The 24,014-nt window shown below is 39.0% G+C and carries 20 protein-coding genes and 1 pseudogene; all 21 read right to left on the bottom strand.

Annotation, left to right across the window (positions count from 1 at the left end):
- Window positions 1-214: 214 nt before the first annotated feature.
- Window positions 215-1,537 (bottom strand): hypothetical protein, encoded by a 1,323-nt coding sequence (locus PN457_RS17785; RefSeq protein WP_271734916.1) that lies wholly within the window; start codon window positions 1,535-1,537, stop codon window positions 215-217.
- A 227-nt stretch (window positions 1,538-1,764) separates the two neighbouring features.
- Window positions 1,765-1,992, bottom strand: a complete 228-nt coding sequence (locus tag PN457_RS17780; RefSeq protein ID WP_271734914.1) for a type II toxin-antitoxin system HicB family antitoxin — start codon at window positions 1,990-1,992, stop codon at window positions 1,765-1,767.
- Window positions 1,989-2,192 (bottom strand): type II toxin-antitoxin system HicA family toxin, encoded by a 204-nt coding sequence (locus tag PN457_RS17775; protein ID WP_271734913.1) that lies wholly within the window; start codon window positions 2,190-2,192, stop codon window positions 1,989-1,991. Before PN457_RS17775 ends, PN457_RS17780 begins: the two co-directional genes overlap by 4 nt.
- Before the next feature lie 245 nt (window positions 2,193-2,437).
- Window positions 2,438-3,676 (bottom strand): glycosyltransferase family 4 protein, encoded by a 1,239-nt coding sequence (locus tag PN457_RS17770; RefSeq protein WP_271734912.1) that lies wholly within the window; start codon window positions 3,674-3,676, stop codon window positions 2,438-2,440.
- Between the two features lie 63 nt (window positions 3,677-3,739).
- On the bottom strand, window positions 3,740-4,768 hold the full coding sequence (locus PN457_RS17765) for a glycosyltransferase family 2 protein (RefSeq protein WP_271734910.1): 1,029 nt from the start codon (window positions 4,766-4,768) through the stop codon (window positions 3,740-3,742).
- 159 nt (window positions 4,769-4,927) lie between these two features.
- The gene (locus PN457_RS17760; protein ID WP_271734908.1) at window positions 4,928-6,208 is read right to left on the bottom strand and encodes a UDP-N-acetylglucosamine 1-carboxyvinyltransferase; all 1,281 of its coding nucleotides are present in this window, start codon (window positions 6,206-6,208) and stop codon (window positions 4,928-4,930) included.
- A 3-nt stretch (window positions 6,209-6,211) separates the two neighbouring features.
- On the bottom strand, window positions 6,212-7,090 hold the full coding sequence (gene murB / locus PN457_RS17755) for a UDP-N-acetylmuramate dehydrogenase (protein WP_271734906.1): 879 nt from the start codon (window positions 7,088-7,090) through the stop codon (window positions 6,212-6,214).
- Window positions 7,080-7,595 (bottom strand): serine O-acetyltransferase, encoded by a 516-nt coding sequence (locus tag PN457_RS17750; RefSeq protein ID WP_271734904.1) that lies wholly within the window; start codon window positions 7,593-7,595, stop codon window positions 7,080-7,082. The genes murB and PN457_RS17750 overlap by 11 nt, the downstream gene beginning before the upstream one ends.
- A gap of 15 nt (window positions 7,596-7,610) precedes the next feature.
- Window positions 7,611-9,479: an ABC transporter ATP-binding protein gene (locus PN457_RS17745; RefSeq protein ID WP_271734903.1), complete on the bottom strand. Its 1,869-nt coding sequence runs from the start codon at window positions 9,477-9,479 to the stop codon at window positions 7,611-7,613.
- A 484-nt stretch (window positions 9,480-9,963) separates the two neighbouring features.
- Window positions 9,964-10,875 carry an Rpn family recombination-promoting nuclease/putative transposase gene (locus PN457_RS17740; RefSeq protein ID WP_271734902.1) on the bottom strand — a complete coding sequence of 304 codons (912 nt, stop codon included), beginning with the start codon at window positions 10,873-10,875 and terminating at the stop codon, window positions 9,964-9,966.
- Between the two features lie 456 nt (window positions 10,876-11,331).
- Window positions 11,332-11,592, bottom strand: a pseudogene (locus PN457_RS18440) (DUF4351 domain-containing protein).
- 60 nt (window positions 11,593-11,652) lie between these two features.
- Window positions 11,653-12,081, bottom strand: a complete 429-nt coding sequence (locus PN457_RS17735) for a hypothetical protein (protein WP_271734901.1) — start codon at window positions 12,079-12,081, stop codon at window positions 11,653-11,655.
- A gap of 400 nt (window positions 12,082-12,481) precedes the next feature.
- Complete coding sequence (locus tag PN457_RS17730) at window positions 12,482-14,686, bottom strand: GumC family protein (RefSeq protein WP_271734900.1); 2,205 nt, start codon at window positions 14,684-14,686, stop codon at window positions 12,482-12,484.
- 334 nt (window positions 14,687-15,020) lie between these two features.
- A complete protein-coding gene (locus PN457_RS17725; protein ID WP_271734966.1) occupies window positions 15,021-15,974 on the bottom strand; it encodes an NAD-dependent epimerase/dehydratase family protein in 954 nt (317 codons plus the stop codon).
- Between the two features lie 108 nt (window positions 15,975-16,082).
- On the bottom strand, window positions 16,083-17,285 hold the full coding sequence (locus tag PN457_RS17720; RefSeq protein WP_271734899.1) for a glycosyltransferase family 4 protein: 1,203 nt from the start codon (window positions 17,283-17,285) through the stop codon (window positions 16,083-16,085).
- Window positions 17,286-17,377: 92 nt separating this feature from the next.
- Window positions 17,378-18,028: a CatB-related O-acetyltransferase gene (locus PN457_RS17715; protein ID WP_271734898.1), complete on the bottom strand. Its 651-nt coding sequence runs from the start codon at window positions 18,026-18,028 to the stop codon at window positions 17,378-17,380.
- A 67-nt stretch (window positions 18,029-18,095) separates the two neighbouring features.
- A complete protein-coding gene (locus tag PN457_RS17710; RefSeq protein WP_271734897.1) occupies window positions 18,096-19,049 on the bottom strand; it encodes a glycosyltransferase family protein in 954 nt (317 codons plus the stop codon).
- A gap of 34 nt (window positions 19,050-19,083) precedes the next feature.
- Window positions 19,084-20,334, bottom strand: a complete 1,251-nt coding sequence (locus PN457_RS17705) for an O-antigen ligase family protein (RefSeq protein WP_271734896.1) — start codon at window positions 20,332-20,334, stop codon at window positions 19,084-19,086.
- 11 nt (window positions 20,335-20,345) lie between these two features.
- The gene (locus tag PN457_RS17700) at window positions 20,346-21,644 is read right to left on the bottom strand and encodes a glycosyltransferase (protein WP_271734895.1); all 1,299 of its coding nucleotides are present in this window, start codon (window positions 21,642-21,644) and stop codon (window positions 20,346-20,348) included.
- Window positions 21,645-21,696: 52 nt separating this feature from the next.
- A complete protein-coding gene (locus tag PN457_RS17695) occupies window positions 21,697-22,944 on the bottom strand; it encodes a glycosyltransferase family 4 protein (RefSeq protein WP_271734964.1) in 1,248 nt (415 codons plus the stop codon).
- A 45-nt stretch (window positions 22,945-22,989) separates the two neighbouring features.
- Complete coding sequence (locus tag PN457_RS17690) at window positions 22,990-23,994, bottom strand: nitroreductase family protein (RefSeq protein ID WP_271734894.1); 1,005 nt, start codon at window positions 23,992-23,994, stop codon at window positions 22,990-22,992.
- Between the last annotated feature and the right edge of the window lie 20 nt (window positions 23,995-24,014).

The following is a 24,014-nucleotide window of genomic DNA, read 5'->3' as shown; positions in this document are numbered from 1 at the left end:
AGTTTATGGAGTCAAAGACGGAGTAAATTCACGGTCATAAAATTGAGCATGAAGAGATTGTTCAAAACAAGTATAGATCAACAGTGTTCCCAAACCATTTATTGCTACTTGGCTATTGGGCACTTGTCCCTAATTTCACAGCCAAGAATGGTTGCAGCGATACTATTAAATATTGCTATGATGTCATCTTTACTAGCCAGTTTAAATAACAAAATTAATTTTTCAGACGATACTTTGTTGAATCAACGAGAAATATTATCACATAATAGTTTAAAAATCCTATAGGATGGGGTCTCTGTAAAAAGTTTAATGCCATAATTAACCAGCATGATATTAATAGGTTTCTATGTACAGTGTTTGATTGACTAAAAACTAGATATGTCCAGTAGAAGACACCTAAAAATGAAACTAAAGTACCCACTATTCCATATATTGCCAATGGTGCAAAAAGGTTAGCCCCCATGTAAATATTATAGTACTTACTACTTATATCTTCACGATATCTATGCCCTTGTCCAATTAAAGGTGAATCCATGAAAGCTTCCGCCGCCAGAGAAAAAAGTTCAGATCTGTTATCACCAACAGTTAGTCCTTCTGAAGAACTTTCATCTCGTTCAAATCTCTGTATGGTCAGACGATATAGTGTGAAATTAGTTTCACTATCGTATTTAGCAGTATTTACATAAAATCCTAGGGATGCGATGATAATTGATCCTAACAAAAAATATTTTAGTCGTTTAAAATTACCGTAAAAAATAATTAAGTATACGGAAACTGTAATATAAAATGCCATGGATAAAGTAAAGATTCCTCCTATTATTATTATCCACTCTAGTTTCTTGGAAAAGCCATATATTTTATTAATCAGCAATGCAAAAGTAATGTAATAAGCAAAAGTTCCTGGTTCATCAAAGAAACCTGCAATTCTTATTATAGTTGCTCTCCCAACATGATTAATTGAGTTACTAAATGTCAGGAGAAAATTATAAGCTGTTCTTGTATCAAGATTTTGATGAGTTGAAACTATATCTATTGCCCCTACTATTCCCAAAAAGAAAGCCGCAGTTCCCATAATAGCCATGAGAGTTATTACGTAAATGAAACTCTTCGCCATCTTATGGATTGAATAAAAATTATATACATAAATGTAAAGTAAAAGTATTGCTATATACTGTATACTTATTGTAATATAACTCCCTTGATGGAATTCACCATGGAGGAAAGAAAGGGGAAATACAAAGAAGAATGCTTGAGCAATGAGGATGCCGACCATTGTTCGGTTAGGAAGAATAATTCGACCCTTGATAACTAAGAGAAAAGAGGTTAAAGCTAGTCCACCAGCGATGAGGATTTTATGAGGGTGGTTTGGGACTGCAAAAATAAATGTAAACGGTGCTGCAGATGTAAAAAGAATCCAAATAAGCAAAAAGTTGAGAAAATCTCCGCGGGTTGAGAGGAATCTTATGTCTTGAGAATTAAGACTATCATAATTATTTTTGCGGTTTTTCCATTGGTCTAGAATTTCTAAATTACTCATATATTCATGTTGATAATAAAAATATTTACCATTTACAATCTCTCTAATAGCGAATTCATCTAATTAGGGAGCATAAAGACCAATATCCTGCAGATAGTGTACTGCCATTCGTTGATTAATCAGGTCATATCTATCATAAGGGCGGATCGCTCCCAGTTAGAGGATGTCTGTCAGGGCGGATCGCTCTTGGTTAAAGGATGTTTGTTAGGGCGATCGCCCCTGAGTGGTTATGCTACCTGAATATATTCCCAGGGGTTTTTAGCCTGGGGTAGAGGTTGGTTATTTTCTTGGTAAAGCTGAAGATAACTGTCAATCACTTGCTGGCCATGTTTGGCTGCTTCCTCATAAGTATTACCGTGGGTGTGGATGTCTTGAAAAGGGAAGTCAGGGAGGTGGACTACATAGCAGTTATCCTCTTGAGACCAGAAAATAATCATACTATAATGTGAATTCATTGCAATTCTTCTAGTCTTGCGAGTCTTTGTTTAAGTTTCTCTAAATAGATTTTAGCATCGTCACCATCCTTACCTGCAATTGTAATCGGCATATCTGGCATTTTTTCGTGAATCCAGATTGTGTGACTACCTTTACCAGTCCGTTGGATAAATCCGGCTTTTAACAACATTGCCTTTAGTTCTCGAATTTTTCTAGGCATTCAATTAAAAGTTATTAAATAAATATATCGATCCCCGTCAGCTGTTAGTTAAGTCATATTTTTCAGGGCGATCGCGCTTGGTTAAGTCATATTTTTCAGGGCGATCGCGCTTGGTTAAAGGATGTTTTTCAGGGCGATCGCCCTTGGTTAAGTCATATTTTTCAGGGTGATCGCAATTTTTTTTGGCTGAATATATGCTGATTCCAACTCAGATGTTACATGAGTTTCTGGTATGGGCAATAATATTACTTATTAACTAAAACAGAATTATAAACATTTTGATATGCATCAGCCACCACCTTTACAGACCATTTGTCAACTGCGCGTTGTCGTGCCGCCAGTCCAAGGGTCATCAGTCGTGAGAAGTCAGATAAAAGCCACTGTATACCGTGAGCCAAATCAGTGGTATCAAAGGCTTTGGCTAAATATCCAGTTTTGAGATGTTCTACAATATCAGGTAGCCCACAGGTATTAAAGGCAATCACTGGGGTTCCACAGGCGTGAGCTTCCAAGCCGGTATTAGGTAAGTTATCTTGGCGGGAAGGAATTATCATGACATCAGCCGCACTATAAAGAATACGTAGACTGAGTTCATCATGCAAACGCCCCATGTAGTGAATGGGAAAACCTAAATCAATGGGTTCCTTTGGTGCTAGTTGCCCGAACACGACTAATTGTAATCCAGGCATTTGTCCCCGTAGATGGTTGAGGGCTGCTTGCAACAGGTCAAATCCCTTACGGGGGTCACGACTACCGTTTAAGGCACCAAATAACAGCAAGGGAACATCAAGAGGGAGATGCAAGAGTTTTCGCGCTAGGTTTTTCTCAAAGGGTTGCCAAATATCGGTGTTAATGGTGTTTGGCACTACCCTAACTGGCCAATCAGCCATTAAGGCACTTTTGGTCACACAATCTGCCAACCATTGACTGGGGGTAACGATTTGCAGAGGTTTTTGCCAGTGTTTACGCTTCCGGTTCCATGTCCAGCGGTTGAGGTCAAACCCACTTTCATAACTGGGGCGGTTATCTTTCCAGTAGCCCTGACACCACCGGAATTCTTCGGTGTAATGTTCTGCTCCACAGAAAGCCCACATATCATGGAGAGTCCACACTACGGGCTTACCCAGTTTAGTAATGTCAGGGATTGACAACATTTCACCATTCACCCAGTGCAGGTGTAACACATCTGCATCTGTGCAATTCAGGCGATCAGACCAGGTAGAGGGGATAATGGCAGGGGAATGGAGAATGGGGTTATCTGTTCGCAGCCATTGTCGGGGTAAGCTCCCCAATTGGGGGCGGAGTCGAGCTAATCCCTTGGCGAGTTTGGTTTTATGACTCTGTACAGTCCAATCACCGGAGGTTGCTACATTCACCGCCATAGTGGAATCTAGTCCATGGAGGCGTAGAGCTTGGTGGATACGATAGGCAGCCCGGGCTGCGCCACCCTGTATATCAGAGTGGCTAATATGGATTATTTTCATTTGATTAGAAAATTTCTTGATATTCTTAATATCGATGTATAATTAATTATGGTTTTCACCACCTCAATTGCTTTTTAGGATACGAATTAGCTTTAAGCGCAATCGCAATATAAATAGCAAGGGCTTCCTGAAAACTGTACTTTTTTGAGACCATGTTATGGCGGTTAGATAAAACTTATTGAAACGGGAAGGATTGAGAGCAACCACTTCTGACATGAGTTCCTTAGCTACATCAAATTTTTTACCTACCAAGTAGGAAAATACTAAACTTGTCAATCGAATTGGTAATATCGAGCTAGTATTAGCAAAACTCTCAAAAGCTTTATGTCCATCTCTCTCCAGGGGATCAAAGCCTTGATCCCTCCTTGTCATGGCGCAAGCAACGGCAAACTCCGACAAATAAGTTTGCTTTTTCACCTTGGAGGGAACTTTACTGACAGAACTGACAGAACCTTCAATTGGTTCCCTTTGATATAAGATTTTTGGAACAATAGCAAAACGAGTGACTGTAGCCATTCTTAACCAAAGGTCGTGATCCTGGGCAAACTCGAAAAATTCACGATAGCCCCCCACTTGATCATAGCAGCTGCGCCGAAACATCACTTCTCCGTGACTAAAGAGGTTATAATTAATTAATTGAGATAGTTGATCCTCAGCTATAGTTCGGCATACAACCTCCCATGTATTTTTCACCATGTTAAAATTGCGCATATAACAGCCCACAACCCCAACATCAGGATTTCTCATCAGTAAGTCAACTTGCATCTCTATGCGATCAGGTAAAGAAATATCGCCAGACCCATGAATCGCAATTAATTCTCCTTGAGAAGAAGCAATTGCACCACGCAAAGCCCTTACCAATCCTTTGTTTTCGTGGGTGAGCAGACGAATTCGTGGATCTTGATAAGATGCCAGTTCATCTAAAGTGTTGTCTGTTGAGCCATCATCTACCAGAATAATTTCGACATTTGAATATGTCTGCTTTAGTAGACTATCGACAGAAGGCTTTACATAAATAGCACGATTGTAAAAAAGCGAAATAATACTAACAAGGGGTTTATCTAAAACTTCATTGCTGTGTGTCTGATTCACTTCTCAATTTTACCTTTGCTAGGTTATATAGAACGATCTAAATAATATTCAAACTGAAAGAGTAACTTTTATAATATCATTACAATCAACATCTAAGTGCAAGGGAGCAAAATTATCAACTTTATTAGTCTATTGACTCTAATTGCTAAAAAATTATTTTCAATGTTGTTGCATCTCACTGAAAATACTGACGCCAAGGTGAGATAGCTTTTTATTTATCTGATCATAACCTCGATAAATTTGCCATGCATTGCTAATATTAGTTGGGCTATCTGCTACCAAACCCGCAATCATCAAGGCGGCACCGGCTCTTAAATCCAGGGCTGTTACTTCAGTTCCCTGAAGTTTATTGCCTCCCTGAATGACCAAAAGATTATCCTTAACTTCATAATTCATTCCCATTTTGGCCAGTTCCTCTGCATAGGCGTAGCGTCCAGGAAATCTCAGATCAATGACCCGGCTTTCTCCTTTAGCCATTGCGCCTAAGACAGTAAATAATGGTTGCATATCCGAATTAATTCCCGGATAAGGGCCTGTACTGATATCAATGGGATAACAGCTTGAACCTCGAACAATTAGGCGGTTATCTAAGCGATAAAAACGAACCCCACTTTCCCGCAGATGAATCAGAGGAACTTCTAAGTGTTCAAAGGGAAAGTCTACAATCTCGACATCTCCATTAGTGACAGCAGAACCAATTAGCCAGGTGAGTGCTTCAACATTGTCGGCAATTACCTCATGGATGGTACTACCTAATTCATTCACCCCTTCAACAATAATGCTTTCTTGTCCACGGACTTCTATCTTAGCTCCCATGGATCGCAAAAACTTAATCAGATCCTGAATTTCGGGACGGATGTGTGGTCCCCAAATGCGGGTTATACCTTCAGCTAGGCAAGCAATTATAATACTGTTTTCAGTAGCCCCAGTGGAACGAATAGGTAAAACAATCTCTGTTCCCCTGAGGTTTTGATGACTAGGAACTTCAGCACAAAGATAGCCTCCTTCTTCTTCCCAGACATGAGCACCGAAGGATTCCAGCACCATAACATGGATATCATATTTGCGATCGCCTAGCTTACAGCCTCCAGGTAATGGTACTTTACCCCTACCTGTACGACCGACTAACGCACCTAAAATCAGCAAAGTGTTACGAATAGAACGTTTTGACCAAAGCAACTCTGATCGAGGTGGGTTAGTCTCTACAATTTCTAGCTCACTCTGGTTGATTAATTGGCAAGTTTTACCCAGTGCTGTTAGCATCTCAACATGAAGACGAGCATCAAGTAAACCGCTTGGGTAGTTCTTAAGTCGAACCGGAGCCGACGTTAACAAAGAAGCCGCTAAGAGGCGAAGAGCAGAATTTTTTGCACCGCTAACCCTGACCTCTCCGACCAAACGGGAAGGGTGAACAATCAGGTTATTTAAGTTTTCTGTCATTTTTTAAGGTAGGAAACGAACTTCTGTTTCTAAATGAATTCCCAATTCAGCTTCAACAGTCTTTTGAATATGTGTGATTAATTGACGAACATCTGCGGCTGTTGCACCGCCCAAATTTTCAATCCAATTGGCGTGCATGGGACTCACCCGCGCTGCACCAATTTGAAAACCTTTCAGACCCGCTTGTTCGATATACCATCCAGCCCCCTTACTCCCGGGATGTGACTTAAAAGTGCTCCCTGCAGTAGGTTTATCTAACGGTTGCTTACGCTTACGCTCCGCAAGATGGTCAAACGTGTTTCGGCGAATCTCATTTGGGTCGCCCTCCTCTTGTAAGCAAAAACGAGCTTGTAATATTAGGCGCTTTCCATTTAATAAATCGGTGTGACGATAACCAGCATCAACGTCTTCCATTGTTAGTGTTTCAATGGTGCCATCCAGATTTAAGACATCGAAATTTTTCACAATTGCTCTCATCTCACGGGGACGAAAAACAGTCAACCCAGCATTCATAGTGATCGCGCCGCCTACGGTACCGGGAATACCAATGAGAAACTCAAAGCCCGAAAAGCCCTCCCGTGCTGCGAATTTAGACAATTGAGGTAAGAATACACCACTCCCAGCAATAATTAAGTCTCCATCACGTCTCAACTCAGTGAGGGAGTTACGAGTTAATATTACTAACCCAGGTAGTCCAGCATCATCAATCAATACATTAGACCCACGACCAAGAAAATAAATAGGTATTTCCTGTTCATAGGCCCAGGTTACCAAGTTGGGTGCTGTTTCAAGATTTGGTTCTGCCAACCATTGCGCAGCACCTCCTATTTTCCAGGTTGTATAGGGAGCCAATAAAACTTTCTGTTGAATATTACAATCCATCACTGTGTCTATTCTTGTAAGGTACTCCTACAGCCACAATATTTTCAGGAACGTCATCTAATACAACAGCATTTGCTCCTATAATTGCATTTTTTCCAACTCTAATTTTTCCCACAATTACAGCACCTGCAAATATTTTTACTCCAGATTCAATATATGGATATTCTTGTGGTAATCCTGGTTTTCCATGACTACCAATTGTTACGTTTTGCCATATCTTAACGTTTTCTTCTATGACTACTCCCTCACCAATAACAACTCCTACAGGATGTTTAAATTCAACACTAGGATGAATAATAGATTTTTCTGAAATATAACATCCATATCTTGATTGCCGATAACGAATCAATTTAGCCAAAAGGATATAACCTTTTGTGCGAAGCCATCTTGATAACTGATAATTTCTATAAACTTGTTTATCGGGAGAAAAAAAGTTTGTTATTGCTTTACGGATACCTAATCCACCACTAAATTGCATCTGTGCACCTATCTCTTGACTAACCATAGGGCTGGGGTGAGGTTATGTAATCATAGTAAATTTATTATCTTCACCATCCACACCACTCAAAGCCATAGTCCGAAAACTGCTACTATTAGCCAGCAATTCCTCATAAGTACCCTGTGCCACTACCTGTCCCTGATGTAACTGAAAAATACAGTCGCATCTCTGCACAGTACTCAAGCGGTGGGCAATTAAAATTACCGTCAACTGATGACTCAACCCCTCAATAGCCGCCATCACTTCCTTTTCCGTGGCATTATCTAAAGCACTGGTAGCCTCATCAAACACAATCACCGAGGCATTGCGATACAGCGCCCGGGCAATGCCTATGCGCTGCCTTTGACCCCCACTCAGCCGAATTCCCCGCTCTCCCACGTAGGTATCATATTTAGCTGGTAATCCCTCTATAAATTCATCAATCTGAGCCAACCGCGTCGCCTTTCGCACCTGCTCAAAATCAATCTGGTCTTGAGGAATCCCAAAAGCAATATTCTCCGCAATAGTGCCATCACTCAGAAAAATCTGCTGGGGTACATGGGCAATACTCTGTTGCCATTGGCGTAACCTCTCACCTTGTAAAGGTAACCCATCTACCCAAATTGTGCCTTTATTTGGTTGTAAGAGTCCCAAAATTAAATCTGCTGTGGTACTTTTCCCACTTCCCGTACTCCCCACAAACCCTACTGTGGTCTTGGCGGCAATCTGCAGGTGAAAATCACGCAATACCCAGGGTGTTTCCTGGTGATAACCAAACCATACCCCATCAAACCGTAGTTCCTGTTCCAACCCCAAGGGACTGGAAACAGTCGTTCCCAGCAGTGGCTCAATGGGTCGTTCTAAGGCCACTAACACCCGCGTTAACGCCGCCCGCGACCCCTGAATTTTTGCCACAGATGCAAAAGCCTCTTGCATAGCCGGTAGTAACCGTTTCGCCCCCAGGGCTAAACTACCTAATACTGGCACCGCCTGGCTAAAATCCCCATTTTGACCTAAACTCAGTGCTAAAAGGGCGATCGCAGACAATGCCAAAGCCTCTATGAGATATCTGGGGGACTGGGAAATAATCAAATTAGTCGCTGTAGCTTGCTTTAAAGCAGCCTCCGCCCGCAGATACACCCGTTCAAAAAAGTCTTGGGAATGTCCCAATAGCACATCCCGAATCCCGCCAATCCCCTCCTGCACCACCTTGATTTTCCGTTGCCCCGATTCGGCGATAATTTTGCTATTACGCTTGAGTAAGCGTTGCCGGGTGCGATAAATCACTGTGTAGGCTCCCCCCAAAATTACCCCTGTCCAGAGGGCAATGTTGCCATCAATGAATAATAGCGTCGCCATCAAAGCAGGTATAACCAGGGCATCCGTGAAAAACGCCACCAAGGGGATCAAGATATTAATAGTCAGAAGCGTGGTATCCCCAGTTACCGTCTGCATCAAATCGCTACTGTTGTGCTGCACATGGAAACTGTAGGGCTGTCGCAGAGTAGTGTGATAAACCTGGCTACTGATATCAGAACCCACCGCTGCAGCCAAGCGCAGCCGCACATGCAGGGTCAGCAATCGCAGCCCATTAGCTAATACTGCGGCGACAATAAACCCCACAGCTAAGGCCCTCACTAGTTGGATTGGGGTCTGAATCTGCAATAAGTTTAATACTGGTTGGAGATGGGGAGCATTCAATAGCATCTGTGCATTAGTCAAGGCTCCCAGAAAGGGAAAAATTGCCCCCACACTAACCATCTCACTCACAGAAGACAGTAGCATCAGCAGTAGCAAAGCCCCCAACTGCACCTGACGGCGACGGCTCAGGTAGCCCCACAATTGCCGTAATTCCTTAATTAATGTTTGACTGTGCTTATGTCGGTTTTTACCGTCAGTATTTTTAGGCATTTTTTGTAATTGATCAGGATTTTTATGCAACATTGGCTAAATGGTTGACAGTATCCTCTTTTTAAACCTTGAGATCAGAAATGCAGGGAATAAGCATACTATTTTTCAATGTTTATATAACATCCAACAAATGGCGATCGCCCATAAACATTTCCCATGTTTCAGAAAGCAGATGTAACTTAACCCTTAAGTTCTAACGCTCTGCTGCTATTGATAAATTAAATTGACAAATCACACAAAAATCCTTAACCTTCTTCCTAGTCGGTTAAAAACCGACTTCAGCTTTTAGCCAGGGAATTCATTCCCTGGCTCCCTGGTTTTTGTGTTTAGTGGAGGTTAATTTAACTTCAGTTTGTTGTTCTGAGCCTGAAATTGTGGTTCTCAGTCCTGTATGTTTATTCTATGTAACCTGAGATTTCAATCATACGTAATGGCGATCGCGAAGCGCTGCTGCAAGCAGATCGCCCCTTGGTGCAGAAGGTCATCATAAATTACCACTACTTGAGGAAAGCTGTTGTAACCAAGTCTGTAACTGTTGCACATCCCGAAAGTCTAGTAATTCCTCTGCTAAACTTTCCAGTTGCTCTACTGGTAGCATCTGAATTTGCTGTTTGAGTGTATCATCCAAGGTTCCCAAGCGACGCTGTAACTGACGTATAACTAATTGGGTTTCCCCTTCAAGTCGTCCTTCAAGTCGTCCCTGTTGTAGTCCTTGTTTTTCCCCCTGCTGTAATCCCTCTTTCAATATTTCCTGATACCAGGGCGATTCTCTCAATACCGTCATGTCCCACCTCATGATTTGTTGAACTAAGGGAATATCTAAGACAAAACTAGCAAAAAATGACAATAACGGTTCTAAGTCTTGCAGTTGCTCATCCTGTCTTAACTCCCTCACCGCTTCTCGTAATTTCTCTTCCCTGTTTCCACCCTGCAAAATTGGTACAAATGGCAATAGGGTTGATATCTTCTGCTCAAATACCAGGTTAACATCTACCTCCCACAGGTTAATCACTTGGTAGTCTTGATAGGCTCTTATCCCTAATATCTCTGATTCATAACGTTGGGGAATGGTTTGTTTACTACTTGGGGGGAGGATGTTGATTAAGACTGGATATACCCTTAAGTTATAACGTTCTTCTGCTAAAGCTGTATAAGCCCGTATCCTTTGGGGCATTCTCTGATTGTACCGTAGCTGTAATTCATTGAGCAGCAAAAATTCTCCTATTTCTGGGGATAAAACCTTCAGTAAAACATCACTTTCCCGCTCTATCCACTGAAATTCTGTGTTGAGGATGTCTTGTACTTGTAAGTCACTGCGCTGGGTAATCCACTTTACCCAGGTGTTGGGTGCAAGACTGATTAATCTTTTCCCCCCTATGTCTGCTTTTTTCGCCACTGTTGGTTATGATGATGTTGATTTGATCTCAGGAGCGATCGCCCCTTGGTGTAAAAGTTCTCACCAATCCAGGGAATCAATTAAGAGTCTTCCTGGTTTTGGGGTTTGGGTGGAGGTTAATTTAAATCGGTTTCGTGTTCTGCTCCGGATATACCCTGAAGTTCTACAGCTCTGCTGCTATTGATAAATTAAATTGACAAATCACACAAAAATCCTTAACCTTCTTCCCAGTCGGTTTTTAACCGACTTCAGCTTTTAGCCAGGGAATTCATTCCCTGGATCCCTGGTTTTGGGGTTGGGTGGAGGTTAATTTAAATCCGTTTCTTGTTCTGCTCCTGAAATTGTCGTTCTCAGTCTTGTATGTTTATTCTATGTAATCTGAGATTTAAATCATACGTAATGGCGATCGCGAAGCGCTGCTGCAAGAAGCAGATCGCCCCTTGGTGCAGAAGGTCATCATAAATTACCACTATTTGAGGAAAGCTGTTGTAACCAAGTCTGTAACTGTTGCACATCCCGAAAGTCTAGTAATTCCTCTGCTAGACTTTCCAGTTACCCTACTGGTAGCATCTTAAGCTGCTTTACTGTATCATCCAAGGTCCCCAGGCGGCGCTGTAACAGACGTAGAACCATTAAGCTCTCTCCTTCAAGTCGTCCCTGTTGTAATCTCTCTTTCAATATTTCCTCATACCAGGGTGATGCTCCCAATCCTGTCATCTCCCACCTCGTATCATGCAATGGAAACAGCAGACCTAGAAACAGAGGCTTTGGGTGCATTCACAAACAATAAAAATTATTGAGAGCATGATGGTTCAGTTGTTTAGCATTTAGCCGCGTAAACTCACCCACTGAAGGATTCCCGTCAGGGTCAATTACTCCTGTTACCTGTTGCCAGAGTTCCTTGGGTGCCAAAGAAATATCATATCTACCATCATCCGACGACTGACAGACATAATACCACTTTTTTTCCTGACAGTGTTCACACCAAAAAGCCTCTAACCACTCTCCATGTAAGGTTACTGCTGTGTAATTGGCGATGGACAATAATGCCGCCCGCCGACTTAAGCCTCGTTCCTGTAATTGTCCTGCTTTGTCGGCGAAAAGTCTATATTTTTGACTCACGCTATCCAGATAACAGCCATGTATAGGACAATAGATATCCCTACGTTTTGAACGTTTCCGATTTCGGTCACACCTTCTCCGCAATTCGACCTCCTCAGCTAAATCTAACTACAACTTGCGAAGGTTACGTTTAGAGGGACTGAGATCAATTGAGACCATCGAAGCCCAACTCTTAAAAAGGAGTATCCTACTTAAAATAGCATACTTACTAAATTTTTCGGCTACAAGCGAATCACAGAAAATCACACAGAATTAAGATTTGATAGTCCGACTGTGCATTTTTCATTGGATTGTTTTAGATACTAAGGGTTATAACCTACACGTGAGCATATGCAACACAGTGACACTATATATTAAAGCATATTTGTGATTTTTAGGACATAAATTTCATACTGTATTTTATAATGTTGGTTTTATTACTTATCTAAAACATCGTTCTCTGCAGAGGGGATGTTGGCTACTTTGGGGTAAATCAAGGAGGGTGTCAATTTTTATCTAACCATTTACCCGTAATTGCTTTTAATTGTGACTGAATCTTATCTCTCTTCCTTGTGGCATTTCTGGAATGATTATAGTGAGAATAGTGGTAATAATTGTTGTAGTAATAACTGCTATTACTAGATATACCATTAACTACCATACCCAACACTGGCAACTGTGAATTTACTAACAATGCCTTTGTCGTCCTGATAGCATCAGAGTCAACCACACCAGGACGAGAAACTAACAAGATTCCATCTGCTATTTTCCCGATAATTGTGGCATCGGCAATCAATCTCAAAGGCGGAGTATCAATAATCACATAATCGTAATCTTGGGATGCTTGTTTTACTAACTCCTCCATCCGCCGGGAATCTAATAGTGCAGCCGGGTTAGGGGGTATTGTTCCCGAAGTTAGCAAGTCCAGATTTACCGACATTTCCTGGGAAGTTTGTGCTAAATAAGCCCGCCCCGCCAAAATATCACTTAAACCCATCAAGTTACGTTTTTTCCACACCTCATGTTGACGCGGGCGACGCATATCTGCGTCAATTAATAGCACTCGCCTTCCCATCTGAGCGCTAGCCAATGCCAAATTAGCTGCGACAAAAGATTTACCCTCAGTTGGTAAACAACTACTAACCACAATCACCTTGAGTTGCTTGTCAGAAAGAGTAAAACCAAGGTTGATTTGCAGCATTTCAAAAGCGGAATTCACTCCCGAATAGGGGTTATCCAGTAATGGTAATTCCGTTGTCCCCTCTTGACGGTCTAACTGAGGAATGGCACCCAACAAAGGATAGCCGAGTAACTGCTCGGCTTCCTCGGCTGTTTTTACAGACTTGTCTATAGCATCCAGGAATAGAGCCGAGCCAAAAGCTAAAGCAATGCCTAAAAATCCCCCCAGTGCCAAATTCAATTGAATACGAGGAGAAACGAATTTATCCGGTAATAAAGCCTCAGAAACAATCCTGGCATTACCGACATTCTGATTTTCCACAACTTGCACTTCTTGTAATCTAGTCAGCATTTGTTCATAAATGCCTCGTGACACTTGTAGCCGTCGTTGTAGCTGTAGTTGTTGTTGTTCGAGCTTCGGTAAGGTTCTCAGACGGGCTTCATCAGCAGTAAAAGCTTGGTTCAATACATTAACTTGATTCTCCAAGCCCAGCCGTTCTACTTCTACTTGCACCAAATTAGCAGTTAAGGTTTGTTTGAGTTGTCCCATTTGTAAATCTTGCTCTGCGATGGGTTGTGAACTACCCAGAGTTTGACTAACTCTTCCTTCCAACTGTGCCCTCAAAGCTTGTTCCTTCTCTAATAAATTAACAACTGTGGGATGTTGATCTGTTAACCTTGACCTTTCCACCGCTAACTGGTCTTGAATCTTCTGGTATTCTGATAGCACTTGTTGTACTGCTCTTGACTGACTCAGACTGCTCAGGGACACAGCTTGCTGTGTACTCAATGCCAATTGATTTTGCAAAGCACCAGAACGACTGTTAGCATCTGCCAACCTCGCCCGTAGTAGAGTAATCTGGTTAGATATTTCATAGAGTCTTTCAACTCCTTGTTTAGCTTCTTCTTCTAAGGCGACAATTTCGTATTTTTCTTTAAACAGACGTAGTGCTAATTCCGCAGATGCAACTTGTGCCTCCACCTTGGGTAATTCCTCCATGAGAAATTTCCGGGCGGCTGTAGCTTGGGAACGGTTGGTCAAGACATTATTATCTAGATAAGCGTACATCAATTGATTGACGATCGCCCGGGATTGCTCAGGACTAGTATCACGGTAAGACAACTGCATAATATCAGTTCCCCGGATACTTTGGACTTTGAGTTTACGCAGAAAACCACTGATGCCTAAGGGTTCCCCATCCTCATTCTTCAGCTGCAAGGCATCAATGGTTTTTTGAATCAGGGGGTGAGAGCGAATAATTTCGGCTTGGGTGTCCAAAGGGTTGGATGTGCTTCCTACACCACTGAGTTCTCCGAGCCGCTCACTCACACCTGTCAAAGACGCACTACTTTGTTTATCAAAAATCAGTTTACCTTCGGCTTCATAAATGGGCTTTTGACTAAAAGTATAAAAAGCTGTGAGACCAAATACAGAGGCGGCTATGGTGACTGTGGGCAACCAACGTCTTTTGATAGTTAGCCAATACTGTGCTAAATTAATCTCGTCTTGGTCTTCTTGATAAGATGGCATAATTTATCTATAACTCTACAACGCCAATCATTTATACTTGTTTAAATTCACATTGTATAGTCTAATGTTATTCCATAACTAAAATTTTGGCAAAAAACCACCCCTAAGATATCAGAGTAGATAGATACTAAGGTTCGGAGTAACAGTTGCGTAACCACTCAGGATAGAGAAAACTTTAGTCCTGTGTACAAACTGTGAGTTATAGTATACGCTACTTCACCACTAACAATAGATATATCCCCTGGAGTAAACCCCAGGGGATATAAGCGAGTTGCCAAATTTACTTGGTATAATAAAAATCCTAAATTATTTTCATGGGGGTAAAGGGGACGCGTCAACAGCTATACAAAGATTGAATAAACTGCCATTCTTGAGACAAACCCTCTCTCAAGGATACCTGGGGTAGATAACCGATAATGTTTCTGGCCTTAGATACATCAGCCGCCGTGTGGCGTGCATCGCCCATCGCCTTTTCAATGTGATTTCTTTTAATTGGTTGACCCACAATTTCTGCCATTGTATCTAAAACATCTGTCAATACTACCCTACTACCACCACCAATATTCAAGATTTCCCCCACAGCTTCTGGTACAGTAGCGGCAGCTAAATTAGCCGCCACAGCGTCACTGATAAAGGTAAAGTCACGGGTTTGTTTTCCATCACCGTAAATAGGAATAGGCTGATCCTCAATTACTGCTTTAAAGAACTTATGAAATGCCATATCTGGGCGCTGTCTTGGTCCGTAAACTGTAAAATAACGCAGTGAGACATAGGGAACACCAAAGTTTTTGTAATACAGTCCACACAATCTCTCTGCTGCGAGTTTAGTAATACCATAAGGTGAAACTGGCTGGGGACAAATTCCCTCATGGGTAGGTAAGGTTTCGGCATCGCCATAAATACTAGAGGTAGAAGCCAAGACTAATCTTTTCAGGTGCTTGCTATCTTTTGCCGCTTCTAATATAATTTGTGTAGCATTAATATTGCGCTCACTGTAAGCACGAAAACCCTGACCCCAACTTGCACGAACCCCCGCTTGGGCAGCTTGATGGTAAACTATATCTACCTCTTCTAGTAGTGTCTGCCAATCTAAAACCTGAATATCTTTCTCAATTAAAGTAAATGCGGGATGATTTTGGAAACTGGCGATGTTTTTCCGCTTTAGTTCGGGACTGTAGTAATCATTGAACTCGTCCACTCCAATGACTTGCTGTCCTTGATTTAACAGAGTTTCTACAAGATGAGAACCGATGAATCCAGCGGCTCCGGTAACAATAGTTTTAGTCATGACATAATTGAGTATAGGGTGTATATCTAAAGATGACATTTTCCCTCCCCTTGTAAGGGGAGGGTTAGGGATGGGTAAAACAATATTTGATACATTAATCATCACTTTTCAAACATCCTCTAAGGGTGAAGAAAACAGAATCTGCTCATATTCACTTAAGGCACGATGAAATGTATATTTGTTTTCATATAGTTGACGCGCTCTTTCACCCATGAGTTTAACTTTTTCTTCGTCACTTTGTAGTTGACGAATTATATCAGCAAGGTACTGAGGATGATTAGGGGGAATATTAATCCCACAACCAGAATTACTTAATAGCTGGTCTATATATGAATTTGATACCGATATAGATATAATTCCCCTACCTGCTGCTAGCATTCCGTAAAGTTTTGAGGGTGCAACTATGTATTCTGCGCCTGGTATGAGGCTAACTAAGGAAATATCACAAGCTGTTAATGATAGAGGTAATACTTCTCGCGCCTGGTATGGTAGTATAAGAATGTTTTGCAGATGCTCGGTATCAATAGCTTGTTTAACTATCTGAGTTTTGGCACCATCACCAATAAATACAAATCTAATCCGTTCATCTCTAAGTATTTTTGCCGCTTCCGTTATGGTTTCAATATCATGCATTCTACCCAAATTACCTGAATATAAAACGGTAAATATTTGCTGAAGCTGATACTGTTGAGCAAATTGGTTTTCCTGTTTCTTGACAATAGGAATATCTGCAATAGACCAGTTTTCAATGATTTTAATTCGAGATTTTAAATCAGGATATTTTTTCTCTATAAATTCCTGCATTGATGTGGTGAGAACAATGATATACTCAGAATATTTATAAGTAAAATAGATAACTTTGCTGAGGAACTTATATATGATGCTGTTTTCCTTGATTATTCCAGACATTGCAGCTGATTCGGGAAAGATATCTTGCAGGAGAAAATAATATTTACCCCGATGGATAATTTTAAAACATATACCTAAAACACCAGCGTAGGGGGGGTTAGAAGCAATTAACAGGGGGGTACTAGGGGGTACTTGAAATATCACATACCATAAAGCGCCCAGGAGGAAAAATATTGAACTGGCAATTTTACTGTAAATGCTGGTGCTAGATTTAATGGGGGAGAAGGCGCGGTTAATCTTAAGATTTAGTGATTCTGGGGTGGTTTGTTTTGCTTGGGTTCCTGTGAATATATTAACAGTGTATCCCCGGTGGGACAGTCCCTTAGCTAAGTCTGTAATTAGCTGAGAGGTGGCACCTTGATGGGGGTAGAAATATTGGGTAAGAATAGCGATTTCTTTCATGATTATATTTAATCTGGATACCAAAGAACTGAGAAATTTAATATTTAATATTAATTGCCATATTTTCAACGATGTAATTACTAGAGAAAATTTCAAACCATGAGGTCTGTTAATTTATCAATGAATGAATCATTAGCCTCAGCTTGAAATAAATCTTTAACATTTTCTAATTCTGAAATATCTTTATTCCACCATTTTATAGACAATAATTTTTGCATATTTTCTTCGGAAAATCTATATCTAATGATTTTTGCAGGAGAACCTACTGCAATGGCAAAAGGTGGAATGTCTTTAGTGACAACAGCATTAGCACCAATGATTGCACCATCTCCAATAGTAACGCCATCAAGTATCACAACGTTGACTCCTATCCAGACATCATTACCAATAGTTGTTCTTTCAAATTCCGTGAACTTTTGCGATCTGACAAACAATTTTTTTAAAGGGTTATTGAGAGAATAAAATATTGGTGATGTTGAAATGAAATTTGCCGGATGTTTACCCAAACCAATTTTTACACCACGAGCAATTGAAGAGTAATTACCTATGTGACAATTGTTAATTATACATCCGTAAGATATATAAGTATAGGCTCCAATTTGGGTGTCACTTACTTTAGTAAAGGGATATATACGGCTATATTCACCTAACTTAGAATTTAAAAAGGAGGAAAAAATTGATATTTGCTGTATGTATTTAATTTTTTGGGTATTTATCAAAGATTTCACAAATTTTACAGCCATATGATACCTTAATAAATTAGTGTTTGTGGTGATTCAAAATAGATCAAACTTGAGATACTCAGACTATTCAAACAAAGTAATTACGAACAGCTAAGGCACATTTACGAAGTTTTACAACCCAACTAGGGATCAAGAATTTTTTCAGGATTTTCACCCATTTGGGCTGTAAAGTTCTGAGATATTTTTTAATAAGCTTAAATTTGTCTTCGTTGATTTTAATATCATCTGGTAGTGTAAATTGACTCAATTGTTGATAATGAATCTGTTTTAAACGTTGATTTACGTACCAAGACCCATGTGTACCACTACCATCTAAACCGATATTAGTAATGTAACTGTTTGGGGGATATAGTACATATCCATTATGTTTAAAAACACTCCAATACCAGCGAACTGCCCAAGAATCTATTTTCCCAGACATTTGTTGATTTAGCATATCAAAAAAACCGTAGTTATCATCTAAATCAAAACGCGATCGCATATTTTTATCACTCTTTAATACTTCCCAGCCAGTACTTTGTGGGTCAAACTTTGACCAAGCCCTTTGCCATGTAGCCCATCCCCAAGAATATATGAAGGGTAAAAATAGGGCTTCAGTTTCCGGTATTAACTCTGGAATTGGAAACATATATCCAGAAACTTGCATTACGGAGTCTTGATCTTGGTACTTATCTAAAGCGGTGTTTAAGAATGTTAAGAACTCAGGTGCTACTACTAAATCGTCTTCTAGAACTATTACACGACCATATATTTCACATATATGAGTGACTCCAGCAATAATTGAATTTGCTAGACCCTTATTTTCTGAAGATTCTATAATATTGGCTTTTTCATTTAATAAAGAGTGAACTAATTCACGAGTTTGATTTACCTTTTCTCTATCTTCTTCTTTTTTCACACCATCACAAAAAACATAAAGGGGACTATCAGCAAACTCAGGACACTGGATAAGACTTTCTAATGTACGGCGAGTATGCTCAGGACGCTTATAGACAAAAAGTGCAATGGGAGAATAATTCATAATTAAAACCAAATCAAGGTATGAGTCAAAATTGCTATTGTCTGGGGGCTGTATTTAACTTCTTCCAACCACAAATAGCGAAGAATAAATACCAAAACATATATGAATTGTATAAAGAACCAGAAAACATACCAGCAATAGCATACTGAATATAAATAATCCCTAACCATCCCCATGGATTATTTTCATACATAATTATTCTTAATGCTTTGATTGCGGCATAAATATAAAGTATCAGAAATAAAAATCCGCCTACAAGCCCAGTAGCAAGAAATGCTTCAAGTATTATATTGTGTGGATATCCCACACCAGGTAGTTCTAAACCATAGCCAAATATTGGATGTTTGGCTATGAGTTCAATAGCGGTCTGATATAGTTCTGGGCGTTGTACAAATCTTGAACTATCAAAATCATTAGCAGTAGAAGAAAAACGTTCTATTAAACTACTACCCGAATCCAATGCAAATGAAAGGGCAAGATTTGCAAAAACAATCAACATTATAATGACACCCATTTTTTTCCATACATTACCTTTTGACTTTTGTATAAAAATTCTAATTAAATATAAAATAAAGCAGAAACTAACCGCTATAACTGGACCCCTGGAAGAAGCGAAAAAGAGTAATATCAAACCGATGAATGAAAATAATATATATAAATTTTGAGTAATTTTATTATTGCTATCTTGTTGATTAAGTAAAATGTAGAGACTGATTAATAATAGTGAACCACCTTGGTGTCCCAAGGAAATTGGATTTAATGCTTCCCTGGCCAATCTCCCCTGTGCGACAAATGTTCCACTGGCTTGTTCTTGTAAAATGAGAGGTATTGCTAAAATTGAGGCGATCGCCAATAAGAGCCAGGATAAATATAAATATTTTTGGGAATGCTTAAAATCTAAAAATATAAATGTTATCCCTGGTATTAAGCACATACAAAACCAAAATAACAAGTATTCGCTAGGTTCTCGAAATATATCTTGGTATACGACATCATGGACTAGTCTTAAGGAGTAGAAAAAAATATATGTAAAAACAAAATACAGTAATGATATTTTACCTGGATTACTTGTTTTTTGATGATTATTATGATTAATTTTAGTTAAAAATACTAGTATACTCAGTAAAAATATAAATGCCCGATAAGGTAGAGTTAGCAACCGCGAACTTGATCCATCGTAAATAAAAGAGGCAATTATTCCATACCCAAATAAAGCTATTGAGAATAATAATATTTTTAATTTCAAGTAAAATGGGGAAGATAAAATAGATGTATGTATATTCATATTTTCTTAACCTATAAAAAATCAGCTTTTATTTCTGTACAAATATTTTTAAATAAAGTATGCGAAAAATTATCTACAGAATTTTGTTCTACAAAATCATTCAGGAGTTTTAAGTCAAAAATATCTGCTGGTTTTTTTTGATTATCAATAAAATAGGTCATGCCATTAGCAATTGCTTCATGTGATGTTGAATCTACAGCTATACCCAGTTTATTTTGGCGTACTAACTGACCCATCAACCCATAATTAGATGCCAATACGGGCTTTTTTGCCGCAGCAGCCAGTAATAATATTCCACTCATTCCCACGTGTTTTTGATAGGGAGCTAGGATAACATCTGATAGTTGGAAATAGAGGTGTACCTGTTCTTCTGCAATAAATTTATCACAGGTAATGATTTCTATAGGCAAAGACTGAGAAATTATTTCTATTTGACTTTGTACTAATATTTTATCTTTTTGTACTATAGAACCCACCAGTAACAAACATATCTTTTGACAAACTTCTTCAGGTAAAATATTAATAGCATCTAGTAATTTATAGATACCTTTACGACTAGTTATTTTACCGAATAGAAGAAATATCTTTTTATCTTTACCAATACCAAGCTCTTGGCGCAGTACCTCGATTTTTTCTTGTTGAGAATTATATGTTTTTACAGGGTCAGCTAAACTAACAATCTCTGCTGGAGAGTGAAGTTTTTTAATATATTTAGTAGCTAAGTTGTCCAGGCAAAATAAACAGTGAAACTGGGGGTTATTTAAAACTCTATGCAAAATTAATTTTTGTCGCCACCCTCGAAAGATATCTTTTACAGAAAATGTGTAGTTATTAAAATCTTTGTAATGAAATGTAGGCCTAAAATAAATCCCAGAGAATGGACAAGGAGACTGTTCTCCTAAAGCTATAGGTAATTGCAGAGTATCCAAATACATTAATAAACAGTGTGTTGCTTGCAGAACTCTTGCATATTGACAATATAATTTCCACTCTCTAAATATTTTCTGCAATAAAGAACCTGCATTAAGTAAATAGCGATATTCTTCTACAGTTATTGATATAAATCTAATTTGTGATTGATTTGTCTTAATGGGAATTTCCACAACATCAGGATGTTCATCTATAAATTTAGGCGATACAACAATATCTAGGTTAATTGGCAACTTTTGATCGCAGCAATAATTCACTAGATGGCGAATATAACTTGGGTGATGTCCTCCCGTTTCCAAATCAAAAAGGAGTATACAGGGACTGGAATTGACCTTATGAATATTCCCATATAAACTTTGATCTAAATTACCTATTGACATGATTTTTTACCCCTCTTTTCTAAGAAGATGCTCTAAGCCGTACATCTACCAGTTAATTTTCACAAACATATTTATATATTGATAAATAACTGTTAGCCTGTATTTCTAAACTAAAGTTCCGCTCAACTTTTTGCCGAGCATTCTTACTTAAATTTATTAATCTTTCTTTGTCCTCTAATACCCAAGTAATCCCTTGAGCTAAATCATCCACATCAAAAGGTTTAGCCAAGTAGCCATTATGTTGATGATCGATAATATCTTTTAAACCGGTTATGTCGAAAGCAACAACTGGTGTACCACAAGCTAATGACTCAGATGCAGTTTGTCCAAAAGCCTCTTGAAGAGATGGTACTATCATCACATCTGCGGCTGAATATACTAATGCTAGTCCTATATCATCATGTAAACGTCCTAAGTAGTGTGTTTTGAACCCAAAATTGGGAACCTGTGAAGGTTGAGATGCACCAAAAATAACCAATTCGATATTGTTGGAGTTGTGCTGTTGGCTTAACTTCTGTATAGCAGGTTTGAGTAAATGAAAACCTTTGCGTTTATTAGCGGTGGGGTTAATAGCGCCAAACAATATCAGATGTTTATCTAATGGTAAATTGAGCCACTTTCTAGCCATTATTTTATCCATGGGTTTGTAAACTTGAGTATTTAACCCATTGGGTATAACTTCAATTCTTAAGTTCTGGAATAAAAGACTTTTTTTAGCACAATCAGCCAACCAACGACTAGGGGTAACTATAGTTAAATTTAGATTAGACCATGCTTTAGCTTTTCTCTGCCAAATCCATTGAGTAATATCATCTTTTATATGACTTCCTAGTTGTGGACAAGCACCACAGGACATTGTATATTTATCACAATCTTCACTATAGTGACACCCCCCTGTAAATGCCCACATATCATGTAGTGTCCAAACTATCGGTTTTTTGAACTTCCCAAGTGTTTCTATTTGCATATAACCGGTATTAATCCAATGTAAGTGAATTACGTCAGGATTAATTTCAACTACTTTTGCTCCTATTTGATCAGGTAACCACTGCAAGGAGAACATTAAATTGTGACTAGGGGAATAGGTTTTGAGGGGTAGGGAGTCTAACGCTCCTGCTATTTTTATCCATGCTTTACCTAGTTTATTATTTGTTCCTAAAACTGTAATATCATCACTAGTCTTATTTCCCACGAGCATTCTGGAATCAATATTTACTTGCTTTAGCCCTTGATGTAGCCGATAAGCTGCACGAGCAGCACCTCCGTCTATATCCATTGTGTTAACGATTAGTGGTTTAATCATCTATAAATCTCCGCTTGTAGGTTGATATAATTACCTTCATTTTTAATGATTTAAAACTAAAACTTCCTCCACTGCTTTTCTAGCAGAGTTAGCAACAGATAATTCATCAGGTAAATTACCAACTGCAAGCATCATTATTACGGTTTCAGATTCTTTAATACCTGCATCTTTTCTCAGAAGTTTATCTGTTTGGTGACTCACGCACCAATTTAAACAACAACTTCCCAGTCCCAATGAATGCAAAGCATAAATTAGAGACATTGCGAATAAACCACCATCTACAAAGCACTGATTTCTCTCTGAAGAACCTGTAAAATAATTGAGGTCTGAAGTAATTATTAGTACTTTATCAGCATACTGTCCAAAGCCTCGGTTACCATTCTGATGGCTCAAAATTTTATTTTTAATTTCTTCATGACTGTAAACATGAACTTTCCAAGTTTGTCGATTACAAACAGATGGAGTTTTTATAGCAATTGAAACCGCATCTTTGATCAACTTTATATCTACATCACCATTAGCAAAATTTCTAATACTGTGTCTACTATTGACAAAATCTTGAAAATTTATCAAAGCACTTTTATGAATATGTGCTTTTTTAATTTCAATTGTACCTCCCTCTGCTAAATATTCATTATTAACCGATTTCTCATCTTTAATTTGAATTATTTTCAGGTAAAGTTGCTCATTATCACAATTATGGCTCAGATTAAATTTGTAATAAGAATATAAAACATTAATAGCTACCTCAGTTACTTCATCTAACCCATAATTTTCTTCATAGTGTTTAAGTAGTAATAGTAAATTATTTACTATATTAGCTCCAAAACCAGGCCTGGGAGTCTTTAAAGATAGCCCTTTTTCTATGACATGATAGTGAGCAATAATTCTCCCTTGCAGCATAGTCTTTGTTGTATAGGGATTATTTGTTGCAGAAAATTGAAAAAACCTTTGCAGATCATAATAATAATCAAAAGTTAAATTTACTCTGAACTTAAGCATTTGATATTGGGTAATTAGTTTTTGCAGCAGAGTATTCTTAATCATAAGACTATTGAAAAAATGAG

The organism is Anabaenopsis arnoldii, from assembly GCF_028331025.1.
GTDB classification, from domain to species: Bacteria; Cyanobacteriota; Cyanobacteriia; order Cyanobacteriales; family Nostocaceae; genus Anabaenopsis; species Anabaenopsis arnoldii.
The sequence above is the reverse complement of the archived record's forward strand: the minus strand, read 5'-3'. Positions and strand labels throughout refer to the sequence as shown.